We start from the raw sequence: 15,920 nt of genomic DNA on the forward strand, positions 1-15,920 counted from the left end.
CATGTGGCGGCATATCGCGGCGAACACGCTGACCCTGCTGATCGTCCTGGTGTTCCTCACCGGGGGCGCGATCCTCTATGGGCAGAGCCAGTATAACGGGCCGGGGCCGCTGGCGCAGGCGATGTGCCTGAAGGTGGATCGCGGGTCGAACTTTTCGCGGGTGTCGCGCGACCTTGCGGCACAGGGCGCGATTTCGAGCGCGCCGATCTTCCGGCTGGGGGTCGATTACGGTGACAAGTCGGGTGATCTGAAGGCGGGGTCGTACCTGATCGAGCCCGGAAGCTCGATGGCGGAGATCGTGGACGTGGTGACGCGCGGTGGCGCATCGACCTGCGGGACCGAGATGGTGTTCCGCATCGGCGTGACGCGGCAGGAAGTGCAGCTGCGTGAACTGGACCCGCAGACCAACCGTTACGTCGAGACGGCGGCCTATGATCCGACGGCCGAGGACGCGCCCGCCGAGATCGCGGCGCTGTTCGACAACCCGGCGGATACCCGCATCCGGGTCGCGGTGGCGGAAGGCGCAACCTCTTGGCAGATCGTGGAGGGCCTGAAATCGGTGCCGGTGCTGACCGGGGACGCCGAGGTGCCCGCCGAAGGCACGCTGGCGCCCGACAGCTATGAAGTGCGCAAGGGCGACACGGTAAAAAGCGTCCTCGACCGGATGGTCGCGGCGCAGGAGCGCATCCTCGCCGAGGCGTGGGAGGGACGTGATGCGGACATCCCCCTCGACAGCCCGGAAGAGGCGCTGATCCTTGCCTCGATCATCGAGAAGGAGACCGGCGTCGCGGCGGAGCGCGGGCAGGTGGCGAGCGTGTTCGTGAACCGCCTGCGGCGCGGCATGCGCCTGCAGACCGACCCGACGGTGATCTATGGCATCACCAAGGGGCAGGGCGTTCTGGGCCGTGGGCTGCGGCAGAGCGAGCTGCGGCGCGCGACGCCCTACAACACCTATGTCATCCCGGCGCTGCCGCCGACGCCGATTGCCAATCCGGGCCGCGCGGCGATCGAGGCGGCGGTGAACCCCGACAGTTCACGCTTCCTGTTCTTCGTGGCGGACGGGACCGGCGGGCACGCCTTTGCGGAGACGCTGGAACAGCACAACCGCAACGTGGCCGAGTGGCGCAAGATCGAGGCGGAACGGGCCAACCAGTAGGGGGTTCGTCGGGCCCTTGCAGGCCCGCCTCGCAACGCCGTGGATTAGGAATTTGTTAATGGTACCGTACGGTTAGCCGGAAGGGCCCGCGCGATTTCGCTTGACTTTGCGAACGGTCCAAGGTACACCTTCAATCAAGCTAGGAGACGTGGGCAAGCGGCACGGGGGCAACCCTGTTGGCCGCTTTTTTCATGTCGCTCGTGCGGAGCACACTCCCATGAGAGGCGGTTGAGCAGAATATGACATTGGTAACTCCGGAAGGAGACGCGCCTATCGATGATCAGGTGGCTGAACTCGAACGGCAACTGGTCGCCCTTCGCGCCCGCCTGTCCGCGTGGATGGACGAGGTCGCGATAGGCGAGATCGGCTCGGGTACTGACGGGAAACGGATGCTGACAGACGTATCGGGATGGATACGCACGGCACTGGATCTGGAGAGAAAGCTTGAAGAGCGAAAGAAGCACGACCGGGGCATCGCTCCCGGACGCGACTATGCGCTCGACTTCGACGCGGCACGCGTTGAAATCGGGTGCCGTCTGGATCGCCTCCGCGCCTGCGGAGGTACGGGCGACCTTCCTTAGCGAGTTGGGGACGGGGGAGCTTCTGGCTTTGCCGTTCCTGTTCGACTTCTGGGCCCATGACCACCAGATCGCGCCAGAGGGACAATGGCGCAGCTGGGTGTGTCTGGGCGGCCGGGGCGCGGGCAAGACGCGCGCCGGGGCGGAATGGGTGCGGTCGATGGTCGAGGGGTCAAGGCCCCTCGATCCCGGCCGGGCGCGCAGCGTGGCACTGGTGGCGGAGACGCTGGAGCAGGCGCGCGAGGTCATGGTGTTCGGCGAAAGCGGCATCCTTGCCGTGTCACCTCCTGACCGGAGGCCGGACTGGGTGGCCTCGCGCCGTCTGCTGGTCTGGCCGAACGGGGCGGTGGCGCGGATCTTTTCCGCGCATGATCCCGAACGACTGCGCGGGCCGCAATTCGACGCGGCGTGGTGCGATGAATACGCCAAGTGGCCCGATGGGGGCCGGGCGATGGACAATCTGCAATTCGCGCTGCGGCTGGGCGACGACCCGCGGCAATGCGTGACCACGACACCGCAGAACGTGCCGCATCTGCGTGAGCTTCTGGCGGAGAAGACGACGGTCACGACCCATGCGCCGACCGAGGCGAACGCGGCCTACCTGGCCTCGCCCTTCCTTGACGAAGTGCGGCGCAAGTATGCGGGGACGCGGATCGGGCGGCAGGAGCTGGACGGCGAATTGCTGACCGAGATCGAGGGCGCGCTTTGGACGAGCGACATGCTGGACGCGGCGCGGGTGGACAAGACGCCGGATTTCGACCGCGTGATCGTGGCGGTTGATCCGCCGGTCAGCGAAGGATCGGCGGCGGATGCCTGCGGGATCGTGGTTGCGGGTGCGGTCACGCAAGGCCCGCCGCAGGACTGGCGGGCCTATGTGCTGGCCGACGAGACGGTCGAGGGCGCGTCCCCCACGGAATGGGCGCGCGCGGCGCTGGCGGCCTACCAGCGGTTCGGTGCGGACCGGCTGGTGGCCGAGGTCAACCAGGGCGGCGCGCTGGTCGAGACGCTGATGCGGCAGCTTGATCCGGGCGTGCCGTACAAGGCGGTGCGCGCCTCGCGCGGGAAGGTGGCGCGGGCCGAGCCGGTTGCCGCCTTGTACGAGCAGGCACGGGTCAGGCACGTGGCGGGGCTCGAGGCGCTGGAAGACCAGATGGCGCAGATGACGCGTGCGGGATTTGACGGGCGCGGTTCGCCCGACCGGGTGGATGCGCTTGTCTGGGCGCTGACCGACCTGATGATCGAGCCGATGGCCGAGTGGAGCCAGCCGCGGATGCGGGTGATCTGACGCGCGGAGACGCCGCCAAGGCGCGATATCCGAACTTGAGGAGCAAGGCATGGTTTTTGATTTCCTGAAACGCGGCGGGCTCGCCGTGCCCGAGGAGAAGGCGAGCGCGACGGGGCCGGTGGTGGCCTATGCCTCGTCCGGTCGGGTGGCGTGGAGCCCGCGTGACGCGGTGTCGCTGGCGCGCACGGGCTATGCCGGGAACCCGGTGGGGTTTCGCTGCGTGAAGATGATCGCCGAGGCGGCGGCGGCGTTGCCGATGATCTGCCAGGACGGCGAGCGGCGGTACGAGGCGCACCCGGTGCTGGATCTGGTCGCGCGGCCCAACCCGGCGCAGGGGCGGGCGGAGCTGTTCGAGGCGCTGTATGGCCAGCTGCTGCTGAGCGGCAATGCCTATGTCGAGGGCGTGGCCTCCGAAGCGGGTCTTCCGGTGGAGTTGCATGTGCTGCGGTCGGACCGGATGTCGGTGGTTCCCGGTGCGGATGGCTGGCCCGTCGCCTATGAATACGCGGTGGGCGGGCGCAAGCATCGGTTCACGCTGGGCGAGGTGCCGCAGGTCACGCATCTGAAGGCATTCCACCCTCAGGACGACCATTACGGGCTGTCGCCGCTGCAATCGGCGGCGATGGCCATCGACGTGCACAACAGCGCCTCGCGCTGGTCGAAGGCTTTGCTGGACAACGCGGCGCGGCCGTCGGGCGCGATCGTCTATCGCGGCGAGGCGGGTGGCGGCACCATGTCGAACGACCAGTATGACCGGCTGGTGTCTGAGATGGAGGCGCATCACCAGGGTGCGCGCAATGCGGGGCGTCCGATGCTGCTGGAAGGCGGTCTTGACTGGAAGCCGATGGGCTTTTCGCCTTCGGACATGGAATTCCAGAAGACCAAGGAGGCGGCGGCGCGGGAGATCGCGCTGGCCTTTGGCGTGCCGCCGATGCTGCTGGGGATTCCCGGTGACGCGGCCTATGCCAATTACCAGGAGGCGAACCGCGCCTTTTACCGGCTGACGGTGCTGCCCTTGGCCGCGAAGGTGCTGGCGCACCTCGCGGACTGGCTGTCGGCGCATCAGGGCGAGGCCATCGTGCTGAAACCCGATCTGGACCAGGTCCCGGCGCTGGCCAACGAGCGCGAGGCGCAGTGGCGATCCATCGGGGGGGCGAGCTTCCTGAGCGATGCCGAGAAGCGCGCGCTGCTGGGTCTGCCGCCGCTGGAGGTCGCGGATGGCTGAACGGCGGGACAGTTCGACCATCGGCTTCGCGCCGTTCGACTGCGCGCCGGCGATGCGCCTTGCGGCGCACGAGCAGGTATCGAAGCTGCAGTTCGAGGGCGTGAGCGCGCGCCTGGACCGGATCGAGGCGGCGATGGAGCGGCTGGAGCGGCGGTTGTGGCTGACCGTCTACGGCGTGGTGGCGGTGGTGCTGGCGACGGCGCTGGAGTCGATTTTGAATATCGTGCCGTAACTCATTCAAAACAGGCAAGGAAACGTGATGGAGCTGGAACGCAAGTTCGCCCGGCTGGGTGAAGACGTGCGCGTGATCGATGGCACCGGGATCGAGGGGTATGCCTCGCTTTTCGGTCAGGTCGATCAGGGCGGCGACGTGGTGACGCCGGGGGCCTACAAGGCCTCGCTGGGCGCGAAACGCAAGGTGAAGATGCTGTGGCAGCATGACCCGGCCCAGCCGATCGGCGTGTGGGACGAGGTGCGCGAGGACGCGCGCGGTCTTTACGTCAAGGGGCGTCTTCTGGACAGCGTGGCCAAGGGCCGCGAGGCGGCGGCGCTGCTGGACGCGGGAGCCATCGAGGGGCTGTCCATCGGATATCGCACCGTGAAAGCGGCGCGCGACGAGGCCGGACGGCGGCTTCTGACCGAGGTGGAGCTTTGGGAAGTGTCGCTGGTGACTTTCCCGATGCAACGCGAGGCACGGGTGGCGGGCAAGGGCGAGACCCTGACCGACGCGGTGCTGACTGAATTGGCGGTAGCGTTTGACACGGCCCGCCAGGACCTGGGCCGCGCGCGTCGCGCCCCCAACTCGAAAGCCGAAGGATCAGGCACATGACGACCGAGGCTGAGACCGGGCAGGGCCCGGTACAGGACGTGAAGCGCGCAGTTGCTGGCTTCATGAACGACATCAAGGACTTCCAGTCCGATATTCAGGCAAAACTTCAAGAGCAGGATACTCGCATGACCCAAATGGACCGCAAGATGATGGCAGCTCGCCGCCCGGCGCTGGCCACCGCCAACGATTTCGAAGCCCCCCACAAGAAGGCCTTCAACGCATACCTGCGTTCGGGCGAGGATGACGGGCTGCGCGGGATCGAGATGGAGACCAAGGCGCTGTCGACCGCGATCAATTCGGATGGCGGCTACCTTGTCGATCCCATGACGTCGGAAGCGATCAAGGCGGCGCTGATCTCGACCGCTTCGATCCGGTCCGTCGCGACGGTCGTGAATGTCGAGGCGACGACGTATGACGTGCTGGTGGACCAGAACGACATCGGCGCGGGCTGGGCGGATGAAACCGCCGCCGCGACCGAGACGGGCACGCCGACGATCGACCGCATTTCGATCCCGCTGCACGAGCTGTCGGCCCTGCCGAAAGCCTCGCAACGCCTGCTGGACGACGCGGCGTTCGACATCGAGGGCTGGCTGGCCGCGCGCATCGCCGACAAGTTCGCCCGGACCGAGGCCGCGGCCTTTGTCACCGGCGACGGGGTGGGCAAGCCCAAGGGGTTCCTCGATCACACGGCGGTCGACAATGCCGCGTGGGCCTGGAACAGCCTTGGCTACGTCGCGACCGGCGCGGATGCGGCGTTCAACGGGGCCGACGCGATCGTCGACCTCGTCTATGCGCTGGGCGCGGCCTATCGCGCGAACGGCACCTTCGTGATGAACTCGAAGACCGCCGGTACGGTGCGCAAGCTGAAGGACGCCGATGGCCGCTTCCTGTGGTCGGACGGACTGGCCGCAGGTGAACCGGCGCGCCTTCTGGGCTACCCGGTCGTCATCGCCGAGGACATGCCCGACATCGCGACCGACGCCTATGCCATCGCCTTCGGCGATTTCGCAGCCGGCTATACCATCGCGGAACGCCCGGACCTTCGCGTGCTGCGCGATCCGTTCTCGGCCAAGCCGAACGTGCTGTTCTACGCGACCAAGCGGGTGGGTGGCGACGTGAGCGATTTCGCCGCGATCAAGCTGCTGAAATTCGGCCTGTCGTAAGGCGGGACCGGATGCGGGGGGCGTCCTTCGGGGCGCCTCTCGTGGGCGCGTTTGGGTATTCCAAACCTGTGCTGTCTAGCTGCTCCCCTCCGTCCGAGCGGTGCAGGGCCCGGCGCGTCCGATCTGACCGAGGGAGCGGCGATATCCAGTGGAGACGTGGCGGATGATGTTGGTGGAAGAAACGCAGGTCGCGGACGCGGCCCTGCCGGTGGCGGAGCTGAAGGCGCATCTGCGGATGGGCACCGGGTTCGCCGAGGATACCGTTCAGGATGGCGTTCTGGTCGGTTTCCTGCGCGCGGCCCTTGCCGCGATCGAGGCGCGGACGGGCAAGGCCCTGTTCGTGCGGGAGTTTTCGTGGAGCCTGTCCGCGTGGCGCGATCCCGAGGGGCAGGTCTTGCCGGTGGCGCCGGTGAACCTGGTGACGGCGGTCACGTTGATCGATGCCGGCGGCGATCCCACGGTTGTCGGGCTGGAGACGGTGCGGCTGGAGGCGGACACGCACCGTCCGCGCCTGCGCCCGCGCGGCGCCTGCCTGCCGACGATCCCGACCGGAGGATCGGCGCAGGTCGTGTTCACCGCCGGGTATGGTGCGGTCTGGTCGGACATCCCGCCGGATCTGCAGCAGGCGGTGCTGATGCTGGCGGCGCATTACTATGAATACCGTCACGACGTGGCGCTGGGGCAGGGATGCATGCCGTTCGGTGTGACCGCCCTGATCGAGCGGTTCCGGGTGATGCGCGTCTTCGGCGGTGTGCCGTCATGACCGTGCAGCTGAACCGGCAGCTGGTACTGGAAACACTGGACCGCGTGCCGGACGGCGCGGGCGGGTTCGCCGAGATCTGGATGCCGCTGGGCACGATCTGGGCGGACATCCGTGCACGGTCGGGCCGGGAAAGCGCGGGCGAGGCGTCGGCGCTGTCGGTCGTGACGTTCCGGATCATCGTGCGCGGTGCGCCGCAGGGGTCGTCGATGCGGCCCGTCGCCGGGCAGCGGTTCCGCGACGGCGGCCGGGTCTTCTTGATCGAGGCGGTCGCCGAAAACGACGCGGCGGGCCGGTACCTTGTCTGCTTTGCCAAGGAGGAGCGGGTCACATGAGTTACGGCGTTGCAGAGGCCTTGCAGGCCGCGGTCTATGCCCGGCTGGCGGGCGATGCGGGCGTGATGGCCGAGGTGGGTTCGTCGGTCTATGACGCGCTGCCGTCGGGCACGGCCCCGTCGCTTTACGTGGCGCTGGGGCCTGAACGCGTCACCGACCGGTCGGACAAGACCGGGCGCGGGGCGCGGCACGATTTCGTGGTGTCGGTCGTGACGTCGTCGGCGGGCTTCCAGAGTGCGAAGGCGGCGGCGGCGGCGGTGGGCGACGCGTTGATCGACGCGGACCTTGTTCTGTCGCGGGGGCGGCTTGTGTCGCTCAACTTCGTGAAGGCCGCGGCCCGGCGCGAGGACGGCAACGCGCTGCGGCGGATCGATCTGACGTTTCGGGCGCGGGTCGAGGATACCTAATCTTCAGGTGTCGCATGAGATATGCGGCACAACACACTCACATCATTGAGGAGTTTGGGCAATGGCGGCTCAGAATGGCAAGGACCTTCTGGTGAAGGTCGACCTGACCGGCGACGGTCTGTTCGAGACGATGGCAGGTCTGCGCGCGACGCGGGTGAGCTTTAACGCGGAGGCGGTCGACGTGACCTCTCTGGAAAGTCAGGGCGGCTGGCGCGAGTTGCTGGCGGGCGCGGGCGTCAAGAGCGCGGCGATCAGCGGGTCGGGCGTGTTCAAGGATGCGGGTACGGATGAACGCGCGCGGCAGATCTTTTTTGACGGGGAGACGCCGGATTTCCAGGTGATCGTGCCCGATTTCGGCACGATCGAGGGCGCGTTCCAGGTGTCGTCGATCGAGTATGCGGGATCGCATAACGGCGAGGCGACCTACGAGATGTCGCTGGCCTCGGCCGGGGTGCTGACCTTCACTCCCGAGCCGGTCGCCTGATCCATGGTCAATCGCTGGAGGGGAGACGTGGCGCTGGAGATCGACGGCCAGCGCCACGTGATGCGGTTGACGCTGGGGGCGCTGGCGGAACTGGAAGACGCGCTGGAGGCCGACAGCCTTGTGGCGCTGATCGAGCGGTTCGAAACCGGCGCTTTCCGCGCCCGCGACGTGCTGGCCTTGTTGCTGGCGGGATTGCGGGGTGGCGGCTGGACCGGGTCCGCCGCCGACCTGGCGCAGGCCGAGATCGCGGGCGGGCCGGTGGCGGCGAGCCGCGCGGCAGCGGAACTGATCACCCGCGCCTTTGCCGGGGCCGACGATGGCGCGGTTTGACTGGCCGGCGCTGATGCGCGCGGGTCTTGGCGGGTTGCGGCTTGATCCCGTGACGTTCTGGGCGCTGACGCCGGCGGAATTGCAGCTGTTGCTGGGGGGCGGTCACGCCGCGCCTTTGGGGCGCAAGGGGCTGGATGCCCTGATGGCCGCCTATCCCGATCAAGGAGACGAGGATGACCGAGCAGGAAACACTGGAAGAGCAGATTGACCAGCTGGAAGGCTCTTTGGGGCAGGCGGCGACCATGGCGGCGGGGTTCGATGCGGAGCTGAAACGCATCCACCAGACCTTCAGCGCCACCGGCCAGCAGGCGGCGGCGATGGAGCGGACGTTCAGCCGCGGTCTGCGCCGCGCCATCGACGGTGTCGTGTTCGACGGGTTCAAGCTGACCGACGCGCTGGAAGCGGTGAGCCGGTCGCTGATCAACGCGGCCTACAATGCCGCCGTGAAGCCGGTGACGGACCATTTCGGCGGCCTTCTGGCGCAGGGCGCGCAGGCGCTGTTCGGTCAGTGGTCGCCGTTCGAGAAGGGCGCGCCGTTCACGCAAGGTCGCGTCACGCCGTTCGCAACGGGTGGCGTGGTCACGGGGCCTGTGAGCTTTCCCATGCGGGGCGGCACCGGCCTGATGGGCGAAGCGGGGCCGGAGGCAATCATGCCGCTGGCACGCGGTGCCGATGGCAAGCTGGGCGTGCGCGCGGCGGGCGGAGGCGGTTCGGTGACGGTGGTCATGAACATCTCGACCCCGGACGTGGCGGGGTTCCAGCGGTCCGAGAGCCAGATCGCGGCACAGGCCGCGCGCGCGCTGAGCCGCGCCCAACGCAATTCCTGAGGGGGCCTGACAGATGAGTTTTCACGAGGTGCGGTTTCCCGCAGGGCTGAGCTTTGGCTCGGTCGGCGGGCCCGAGCGGCGGACGGATATCGTGGCGCTGGCCAACGGGTACGAGGAGCGCAACACGCCGTGGTCGCAGGCGCGGCGGCGGTACGACGCGGGCGTCGGGTTGCGGTCGCTTGACGACGTGGCGGCGCTGATCGCGTTCTTCGAGGCGCGCGAGGGGCAGTTGCACGGGTTCCGGTGGAAGGATTGGGCGGATTTCAAATCCTGCCTGCCCACGGACGAGCCTGCCTACGAGGACCAGGTGATCGGACGCGGTGACGGGCACCGGACGGCGTTTCAGCTGGTGAAGACCTATCGGTCGGGCGCGCAGGCGCAGGTGCGGCCGATCCTGAAGCCGGTCGAGGGCACGGTGCGCGCCGGCATCCAGGGGACCGAGCAGCAGGACGGGCTGGAATACTCGGTCGATACCGAGACCGGCATCGTGACCTTCACGCAGGCTCCGGCAGAGGACCTTGCCGTCACGGCGGGGTTCGAGTTCGACGTGCCGGTGCGGTTCGACACCGACCGCATCCAGACGAGCGTGGCGAGTTTCCGGGCCGGTGACGTGCCGAATGTCCCGGTGGTGGAGGTGCGGCTGTGAACGCGCTGATCGAACATCTGAAAACCGGTGCCACGCATGTCTGCCACGCCTGGGCGCTGACGCGGGCGGATGGCAAGGTCATGGGCTTCACCGATCACGACCGCGACCTTGCCTTTGACGGGATCACCTTCCGCGCCGACAGCGGGTTGTCGGCCATGGCGCTCCAGCAATCCACCGGCCTGTCGGTGGACAATACCGAGGCGGTGGGCGCGCTGAGCCATGACGCGATTGCCGAGGACGAGATCGACGCGGGCCGGTTCGACCGGGCCGAGATCCGCGCCTGGCTGGTCAGGTGGGACGACGTGGCGGTGCGCAAGCTGCTGTTCCGGGGCGCGATTGGCGAGATCGTGCGAGGTGATGGTGCGTTCCGGGCCGAGATACGGGGCCTGACCGATGTGCTGAACCAGCCGGTGGGGCGGGTGTACCAGAAGCCCTGTTCGGCGGTGCTGGGGGATGCGTCGTGCCGGGTTGACCTGAGCACGCCGGGCTATCGCCACGAGGGGCCGGTGGAGGCCGTCGAGGAGAACCGCGTCTTGCGCTTTCCCGAGCTGGCCGCCTTCGAGCCCGAATGGTTCCAGCGCGGCGTCGTGCGGATCGTGAGCGGAGAGGCCGAGGGCCTGACCGGCATGATCAAGGATGACCGGATCGAGGGCGAAGCGCGCGTGATCGAGCTGTGGGACAGCCTGCGCGCGCCGCTGGCTCCCGGTGATGTTGTCCAGGTGACGGTCGGTTGCGACCGGCGGTTCCAGACCTGCCGGTTCAAGTTCGACAACGTGCTGAACTTCCAGGGTTTCCCGGACATACCCGAAGACGATTGGGTGATGGTCCAACCGGCCCGAGCCAGGGTCAATTCCGGCGGGAGCCGGAGATGAGCCGCCCGGACGTGGTGGCCGAGGCGCGGGGCTGGCTGGGTACGCCCTACCTGCATCAGGGCAGCGAGAGGCAGGTTGGCACCGATTGCCTTGGTCTCTTGCGTGGCGTGTGGCGCGCGGTGGTGGGCCCCGAGCCCGTGGCCGTGCCCGCCTATACGCGCGACTGGTCGGAGCCGCAGGGCGACGAGGCGTTGTGGCGCGCCGCGCTTGAGCACCTCGTCTCCAAACCGCGCGAGGCGGCGGCGCTTGGCGACATCCTGCTTTTTCGCATGCGCCATGGCGCGGTCGCCAAGCATGTGGGCGTCCAGTCCGCGACGGGCGAGGCCCCGCGTTTCATCCATGCCTTTACCGGCCACGGGGTTGTCGAGAACAGCCTGAGCGGCCCCTGGGCGCGCCGCATCGTGGCGCGGTTCGAATTTCCGCGGGGAGAGTGATCCATGGCGACCATCTTGTTATCTGTCGCGGGCGCGGCGATCGGCGGCTCGATCGGCGGCACGTTCCTTGGCCTGTCGGCGGTGGCCGCGGGCCGGTTCGTGGGTGCCACGCTGGGCCGGGCCATCGATGCGCGGCTGATGGGGCAGGGATCGGCGACGGTCAAGCGCGGGCAGGTGGACCGGTTCCGCCTGACGGGCGCGGGCGAGGGCGCGGCGATCGCGCATGCCTATGGCCGCTTGCGGGTGCCGGGCCACGTGATCTGGGCGACCGAGTTCACCGAGAAGGTCAAGACCTCGGGCGGGGGCGGCAAGGGCGCGGCCCCGGCGGAACCGGAGGTGAAGACCTATTCCTACTCGGTGAGCCTTGCCATCGCGTTGGGCGAGGGCGAGATCACGGGCGTGCATCGCGTCTGGGCGGACGGTGCCGAAGTGAGCCCCGACGATCTGAACATGCGCGTCTATCACGGCACCGACGACCAGTTGCCCGATCCAAAGATCGAGGCTGTCGAGGGTGCGGGCACGGTGCCGGCCTATCGCGGCACGGCTTATGTCGTCATGGAGGATCTCTCGCTCACGCAGTTCGGCAACCGCATCCCCCAGTTCAATTTCGAGATCACGCGCCCCGTGGCCGAAGATGCCGAAAGCGCTGACGGGTCGATGGCGCGCGGCATCCGCGCGGTGGCGATGATGCCGGGATCGGGCGAATACGCGCTGGCGACCGAGCAGGTGCATATCAAGTACGGCAAGGGATCGTCCGCCTCGGCCAACGTGAACACGCCCTCGGGGCTGACGGATTTCGAGACCTCGTTGCAGCAGCTGGACCAGGAGGTGCCGAATTGCGAGGCGGCCTCGCTTATCGTGAGCTGGTTCGGGTCCGACCTGCGCTGCGGGTCCTGCGAGATCAAACCAAAGGTCGAGCAGGCGCAGTTCGACGGCAAGAAGATGCCGTGGCGCGTGGCGGGGCTGACGCGGACGACGGCGGAGGTGGTGCCGGAACTTGACGGGCGCCCGGTCTATGGTGGCACCCCGACCGATCAATCGGTCGTGCAGGCGATCCGAGCGCTGGGCGAGGCGGGCAAGGCGGTGACCTATTACCCGTTCATCCTGATGGACCAGATGGCGGGCAACACGCTTCCCGATCCCTATTCGGGTGAAGACGGCCAGCCTGCGCTGCCGTGGCGGGGGCGGATCACGACCTCGCTTGCGCCGGGTGTCGACGGGTCGGTCGATGGCTCTGCCGCGGCGGCGGCCGAGGTGGATGCGTTTTTCGGCACGGCCTCGGCCACGGATTTCGCGGTGGCGGGTGACGCGGTGGTCTATTCCGGTCCTGTCGAATGGGGCTTTAGGCGGTACATCCTGCACCAGGCGGCGTTGTGTGCGGCGGCGGGTGGAGTCGATGCCTTCTGCATCGGGTCCGAGATGCGCGGGCTGACGCAGATCCGGGGGGCGGGGAACACCTTCCCGGCGGTCGCGGCCCTGCGGGCGCTGGCGGCGGAGTGCCGGGCGCTCTTGGGTCCGGGTGTGAAGATCGGGTACGCGGCGGATTGGTCGGAATATTTCGGCTATCACCCGCAGGACGGATCGGGCGACGTGTTGTTCCATCTCGATCCGCTTTGGGCGGACGAGGAGATCGATTTCATCGGGATCGACAATTACATGCCGCTGTCGGACTGGCGGGACGGTCCCGATCACCTTGATGTCGCATGGGGAGACGTGTCGAACGTCGATTACCTGCGCGCCAATATCGAGGGCGGCGAGGGCTATGACTGGTACTATGCCGGGCCGCAGGCGCGGGACGTGCAGGACCGGACGCCGATCACCGACGGCGCCCATGACGAGCCGTGGGTCTACCGCTACAAGGACGTGCGGAACTGGTGGCTGAACCCGCATCACAACCGCATCGGCGGCGTGCGCGAAGCGGTGCCCACCGACTGGCAACCGCAATCCAAGCCCGTCTGGTTCACCGAGTATGGCTGCGCGGCCGTCGACAAGGGCACCAACCAGCCCAACAAGTTCCTTGATCCCAAATCCTCGGAATCGAGCCTGCCGCATTACTCGACCGGCGCACGGGACGATTACATCCAGGCGCAGTACCTGCGCGCGGTGATGACCTATTGGGGCGATCCCGAGCGAAACCCGGTATCCGAGGTCTACGGAGCGGAGATGCTGGACATGTCGCGCGCCTTTGTCTGGGCGTGGGATGCGCGGCCCTTCCCGTGGTTCCCGAGCCTGTCTGAGGAGTGGAGCGATGGCGAGAATTACCATCGCGGTCACTGGATCACCGGGCGGGTGTCGTTCCGGACGCTGGCCGATGTCGTGCGGGAGATCTGCGCGCGGGCGGGTTTGGTCGAGATCGACGTGAGCGATCTGCGCGGCATCGTGCGCGGATACACCATTGACGACGTGTCGGATGCGCGCGCCGCCCTGCAGCCCCTGATGCTGCGCTATGGCTTTGACGCGATCGAGCGGGACGGGCTGCTGGTGTTCCAGATGCGCGACGGCCGTCCCGCGGTGCAGGTACCGGCTGATGATCTGGCCGAGCCCGAGGGCGACGGCGCCACGATTGAGGCCGCGCGGGGCTCTGACATCGAGTTGATGGGCCGGGTGCGGGTGAAGTTCTTCGAGGCCGAGGGCGATTACGCCGTGATCTCGGAAGAGGCGGTGCTGGCCGAGGACCGGACGCATAACGTGTCCGAAAGCGAGTTCCCCCTAGTCCTGACCCGCGCTGAAGGGCGGCAGGTGGCCGAGCGCTGGCTGACCGAGGCGCGCGTGGCGCGTGACACCCTGCGCTTCCGGTTGCCCCCGTCGCGGATGGACGTGGCGGCGGGCGATGTCGTGGAAGTGGCCGGTGCGCCCGAGGCGGCGCGGTACCGGGTGGACCGGGTCGAGGTGGGCGCGGGTCAGGCGCTGGAAGCGGTGCGGATCGAGCCAACGGTCTACACGCCGTCCGACATCGACGGCGCCGATCCGGTCCTTGCGGCCTTCGTGCCCGCGATCCCCGTTCTGCCGGTGTTCATGGACCTGCCGCTGATCAGCGGGGACGAGGTGCCGCACGCGCCGCATCTTGCCGTGACCTCGCTGCCGTGGCCGGGAACGGTGGCCGTCTACCGGTCATCGACCGGGGCGGATTACGCGCTGGACGAGATCGTGGCAGCACCTTCGGCGATCGGAGAGACGGAAACGCCGATGTTCTCGGCCCGGTCGGGGGTCATCGACCGGGGTGCGCCGCTGCGCGTGTCGCTGACGCAGGGCGAGGTTCAGGGGATCACCGATGCGGCCTTGCTGGCAGGGGGCAACCTTGCCGCCATCGGGGATGGCAGTACGGGAAACTGGGAGCTGTTCCAGTTCCGCGACGTGCTGCCGCTGGGCGACGGGCGGTTCGAGTTGACCCACCGGTTGCGGGGGCAGGCGGGAAGCGACGGGATCATGCCACCGGTCTGGCCCGCTGGGTCGCAGATCGTGCTTCTGGACGGCACGCCGCAGCAGATCGGGTTGAGCCTGAACCAGCGGCGGATCGCGCAGCATTTCCGGATCGGCCCGGCCCGGCGACCCATCGACGATCCTACCTACGAAGAGGTGGTGGAGGCGTTCGATGGCAACGGGTTGCGCCCCTATTCCCCGGCGCATCTTGCCGCCGCACCGGATGGTGGCGACCTTGTGCTTTCATGGATCCGGCGGACCCGGATCGCCGGTGACGCCTGGGATGCGCCCGAAGTCCCGCTGGGCGAGGAGAGCGAGCGGTACCTCGTGCAGGTTTTCGAGGCAGGCAACCTCTTGCGTGAGGAGCAGGTGAGCGCGCCCGACTGGACCTATACCGCGGCCGCGCAGGTCGAGGATGGAGGGCCCGCGGTGTTCGAGGTTGCGGTGGCGCAGATCTCGGCCATTTACGGGGCCGGACCCGCCGCGCGGCTGGCATGGGGCGCGTGATGCGGCCTGCCACGTTCATCGACGTGACGCATGCGGCGCGTCTGCTGATGGCGGTGCCGCGCGTGGCGCGCGGAGAGGTCTGTGACGGCCTGATCGCGCAGGCGGGGCATGCGGACAAGTACCGCAAACGGTTTGGGAGGGCGCATGCAAGGCTTGGCACGGGAACGCTGTCGTCCCGGATCGGTCCCGGTGTTCTGCCGACGGAACCCGTTTTTTGCGACCGTCTGTATGCGCGCTGTCTGGCGCTTGTGTTCGAACGGCTGGCGCGGCGGGATCAGCCGCGCTGACACTCGATGCAGAGCCGCGCGGCGGGGTCGAGTTTCAGGCGGCCGAGGGCGATTTCTTCCCCGCAATCCTCGCAATAGCCGAAGTCTTCGGTGTCCATGCGCGCCAGCGCGTCGGTCAGTCGTGCCCGCTCGGCATCGCGGCGCGTTTGCGTGGCGCGCGCCATGGCTTGTGATTGAAGGGCGTCCATGCGGCTGAGGCGCCCGACCATCTGCTGGTCGAGCGTGACCGTGGCCTGCGCGTCGGTCCCGCGGGCGTCTTCGGCGTCAAGCTCTGCCAGTCGCGTTTTGACGGCGTTGCGCAGGGATGTCAGGTCGGTGTCATTCATGCCTGTGACAGGGTGCATGACAGAAAGTGTTTTGTGCAAGCGGCTTGGG

At 68.0% G+C, this 15,920-nt stretch carries 20 protein-coding genes; 19 read left to right on the top strand and 1 reads right to left on the bottom strand.

The genetic code is table 11. The annotated features are described in order from the left end of the window. The first annotated feature begins 1 nt into the window (after nucleotide 1). From mltG to ATO11_RS14920, 19 genes are all read left to right on the top strand, one after another. Nucleotides 2–1,156 carry an endolytic transglycosylase MltG gene (mltG, locus tag ATO11_RS14840; RefSeq protein ID WP_050531699.1) on the top strand — a complete coding sequence of 385 codons (1,155 nt, stop codon included), beginning with the start codon at nucleotides 2–4 and terminating at the stop codon, nucleotides 1,154–1,156. Nucleotides 1,157–1,440: 284 nt separating this feature from the next. Continuing rightward, on the top strand, nucleotides 1,441–1,737 hold the full coding sequence (locus tag ATO11_RS21840; RefSeq protein WP_165586986.1) for a hypothetical protein: 297 nt from the start codon (nucleotides 1,441–1,443) through the stop codon (nucleotides 1,735–1,737). Continuing rightward, the gene (locus ATO11_RS14845) at nucleotides 1,649–3,019 is read left to right on the top strand and encodes a DNA-packaging protein (protein WP_082176352.1); all 1,371 of its coding nucleotides are present in this window, start codon (nucleotides 1,649–1,651) and stop codon (nucleotides 3,017–3,019) included. Before ATO11_RS21840 ends, ATO11_RS14845 begins: the two co-directional genes overlap by 89 nt. A 49-nt stretch (nucleotides 3,020–3,068) precedes the next feature. Beyond that, nucleotides 3,069–4,244, top strand: a complete 1,176-nt coding sequence (locus ATO11_RS14850; RefSeq protein WP_050531700.1) for a phage portal protein — start codon at nucleotides 3,069–3,071, stop codon at nucleotides 4,242–4,244. Further along, nucleotides 4,237–4,476, top strand: coding sequence for a GTA head formation protein, RCAP_rcc01685 family (locus ATO11_RS14855; RefSeq protein WP_050531701.1), 240 nt, complete (start codon nucleotides 4,237–4,239; stop codon nucleotides 4,474–4,476). Before ATO11_RS14850 ends, ATO11_RS14855 begins: the two co-directional genes overlap by 8 nt. A 27-nt stretch (nucleotides 4,477–4,503) precedes the next feature. Next, on the top strand, nucleotides 4,504–5,073 hold the full coding sequence (locus tag ATO11_RS14860) for an HK97 family phage prohead protease (protein WP_050531702.1): 570 nt from the start codon (nucleotides 4,504–4,506) through the stop codon (nucleotides 5,071–5,073). Beyond that, on the top strand, nucleotides 5,070–6,236 hold the full coding sequence (locus tag ATO11_RS14865; protein ID WP_050531703.1) for a phage major capsid protein: 1,167 nt from the start codon (nucleotides 5,070–5,072) through the stop codon (nucleotides 6,234–6,236). Before ATO11_RS14860 ends, ATO11_RS14865 begins: the two co-directional genes overlap by 4 nt. 163 nt (nucleotides 6,237–6,399) lie before the next feature. Then, entirely contained in the window at nucleotides 6,400–6,999 is a 600-nt protein-coding gene (locus tag ATO11_RS14870; RefSeq protein ID WP_050531883.1) for a head-tail connector protein, read from the top strand. Continuing rightward, nucleotides 6,996–7,331 carry a head-tail adaptor protein gene (locus tag ATO11_RS14875; protein ID WP_050531704.1) on the top strand — a complete coding sequence of 112 codons (336 nt, stop codon included), beginning with the start codon at nucleotides 6,996–6,998 and terminating at the stop codon, nucleotides 7,329–7,331. Before ATO11_RS14870 ends, ATO11_RS14875 begins: the two co-directional genes overlap by 4 nt. Next, a complete protein-coding gene (locus ATO11_RS14880; protein ID WP_050531705.1) occupies nucleotides 7,328–7,738 on the top strand; it encodes a DUF3168 domain-containing protein in 411 nt (136 codons plus the stop codon). The genes ATO11_RS14875 and ATO11_RS14880 overlap by 4 nt, the downstream gene beginning before the upstream one ends. A gap of 61 nt (nucleotides 7,739–7,799) precedes the next feature. Then, nucleotides 7,800–8,222: a phage major tail protein, TP901-1 family gene (locus tag ATO11_RS14885; RefSeq protein WP_050531706.1), complete on the top strand. Its 423-nt coding sequence runs from the start codon at nucleotides 7,800–7,802 to the stop codon at nucleotides 8,220–8,222. A 3-nt stretch (nucleotides 8,223–8,225) separates the two neighbouring features. After that, nucleotides 8,226–8,552 carry a gene transfer agent family protein gene (locus ATO11_RS14890; RefSeq protein ID WP_050531707.1) on the top strand — a complete coding sequence of 109 codons (327 nt, stop codon included), beginning with the start codon at nucleotides 8,226–8,228 and terminating at the stop codon, nucleotides 8,550–8,552. Continuing rightward, on the top strand, nucleotides 8,539–8,760 hold the full coding sequence (locus tag ATO11_RS21255; protein ID WP_082176353.1) for a rcc01693 family protein: 222 nt from the start codon (nucleotides 8,539–8,541) through the stop codon (nucleotides 8,758–8,760). The genes ATO11_RS14890 and ATO11_RS21255 overlap by 14 nt, the downstream gene beginning before the upstream one ends. Continuing rightward, nucleotides 8,726–9,379 carry a phage tail tape measure protein gene (locus ATO11_RS14895; protein ID WP_050531708.1) on the top strand — a complete coding sequence of 218 codons (654 nt, stop codon included), beginning with the start codon at nucleotides 8,726–8,728 and terminating at the stop codon, nucleotides 9,377–9,379. Before ATO11_RS21255 ends, ATO11_RS14895 begins: the two co-directional genes overlap by 35 nt. Nucleotides 9,380–9,392: 13 nt before the next feature. Next, nucleotides 9,393–10,025: a DUF2460 domain-containing protein gene (locus ATO11_RS14900; protein ID WP_050531709.1), complete on the top strand. Its 633-nt coding sequence runs from the start codon at nucleotides 9,393–9,395 to the stop codon at nucleotides 10,023–10,025. Then, complete coding sequence (locus ATO11_RS14905; RefSeq protein WP_050531710.1) at nucleotides 10,022–10,897, top strand: DUF2163 domain-containing protein; 876 nt, start codon at nucleotides 10,022–10,024, stop codon at nucleotides 10,895–10,897. Before ATO11_RS14900 ends, ATO11_RS14905 begins: the two co-directional genes overlap by 4 nt. Beyond that, nucleotides 10,894–11,331 carry an NlpC/P60 family protein gene (locus tag ATO11_RS14910; protein WP_050531711.1) on the top strand — a complete coding sequence of 146 codons (438 nt, stop codon included), beginning with the start codon at nucleotides 10,894–10,896 and terminating at the stop codon, nucleotides 11,329–11,331. Before ATO11_RS14905 ends, ATO11_RS14910 begins: the two co-directional genes overlap by 4 nt. Before the next feature lie 3 nt (nucleotides 11,332–11,334). Then, nucleotides 11,335–15,258 carry a baseplate multidomain protein megatron gene (locus tag ATO11_RS14915; RefSeq protein ID WP_050531712.1) on the top strand — a complete coding sequence of 1,308 codons (3,924 nt, stop codon included), beginning with the start codon at nucleotides 11,335–11,337 and terminating at the stop codon, nucleotides 15,256–15,258. Further along, nucleotides 15,258–15,545, top strand: a complete 288-nt coding sequence (locus ATO11_RS14920; RefSeq protein ID WP_134643135.1) for a DUF7742 family protein — start codon at nucleotides 15,258–15,260, stop codon at nucleotides 15,543–15,545. The genes ATO11_RS14915 and ATO11_RS14920 overlap by 1 nt, the downstream gene beginning before the upstream one ends. Here the strand turns inward: ATO11_RS14920 and ATO11_RS14925 are convergent. Continuing rightward, on the bottom strand, nucleotides 15,533–15,889 hold the full coding sequence (locus ATO11_RS14925; RefSeq protein ID WP_242601432.1) for a TraR/DksA family transcriptional regulator: 357 nt from the start codon (nucleotides 15,887–15,889) through the stop codon (nucleotides 15,533–15,535). The genes ATO11_RS14920 and ATO11_RS14925 overlap by 13 nt on opposite strands. Nucleotides 15,890–15,920: the final 31 nt, after the last annotated feature.

Origin of the sequence: Pseudaestuariivita atlantica, from assembly GCF_001205715.1 — a bacterium.
GTDB lineage: Bacteria > Pseudomonadota > Alphaproteobacteria > Rhodobacterales > Rhodobacteraceae > Pseudaestuariivita > Pseudaestuariivita atlantica.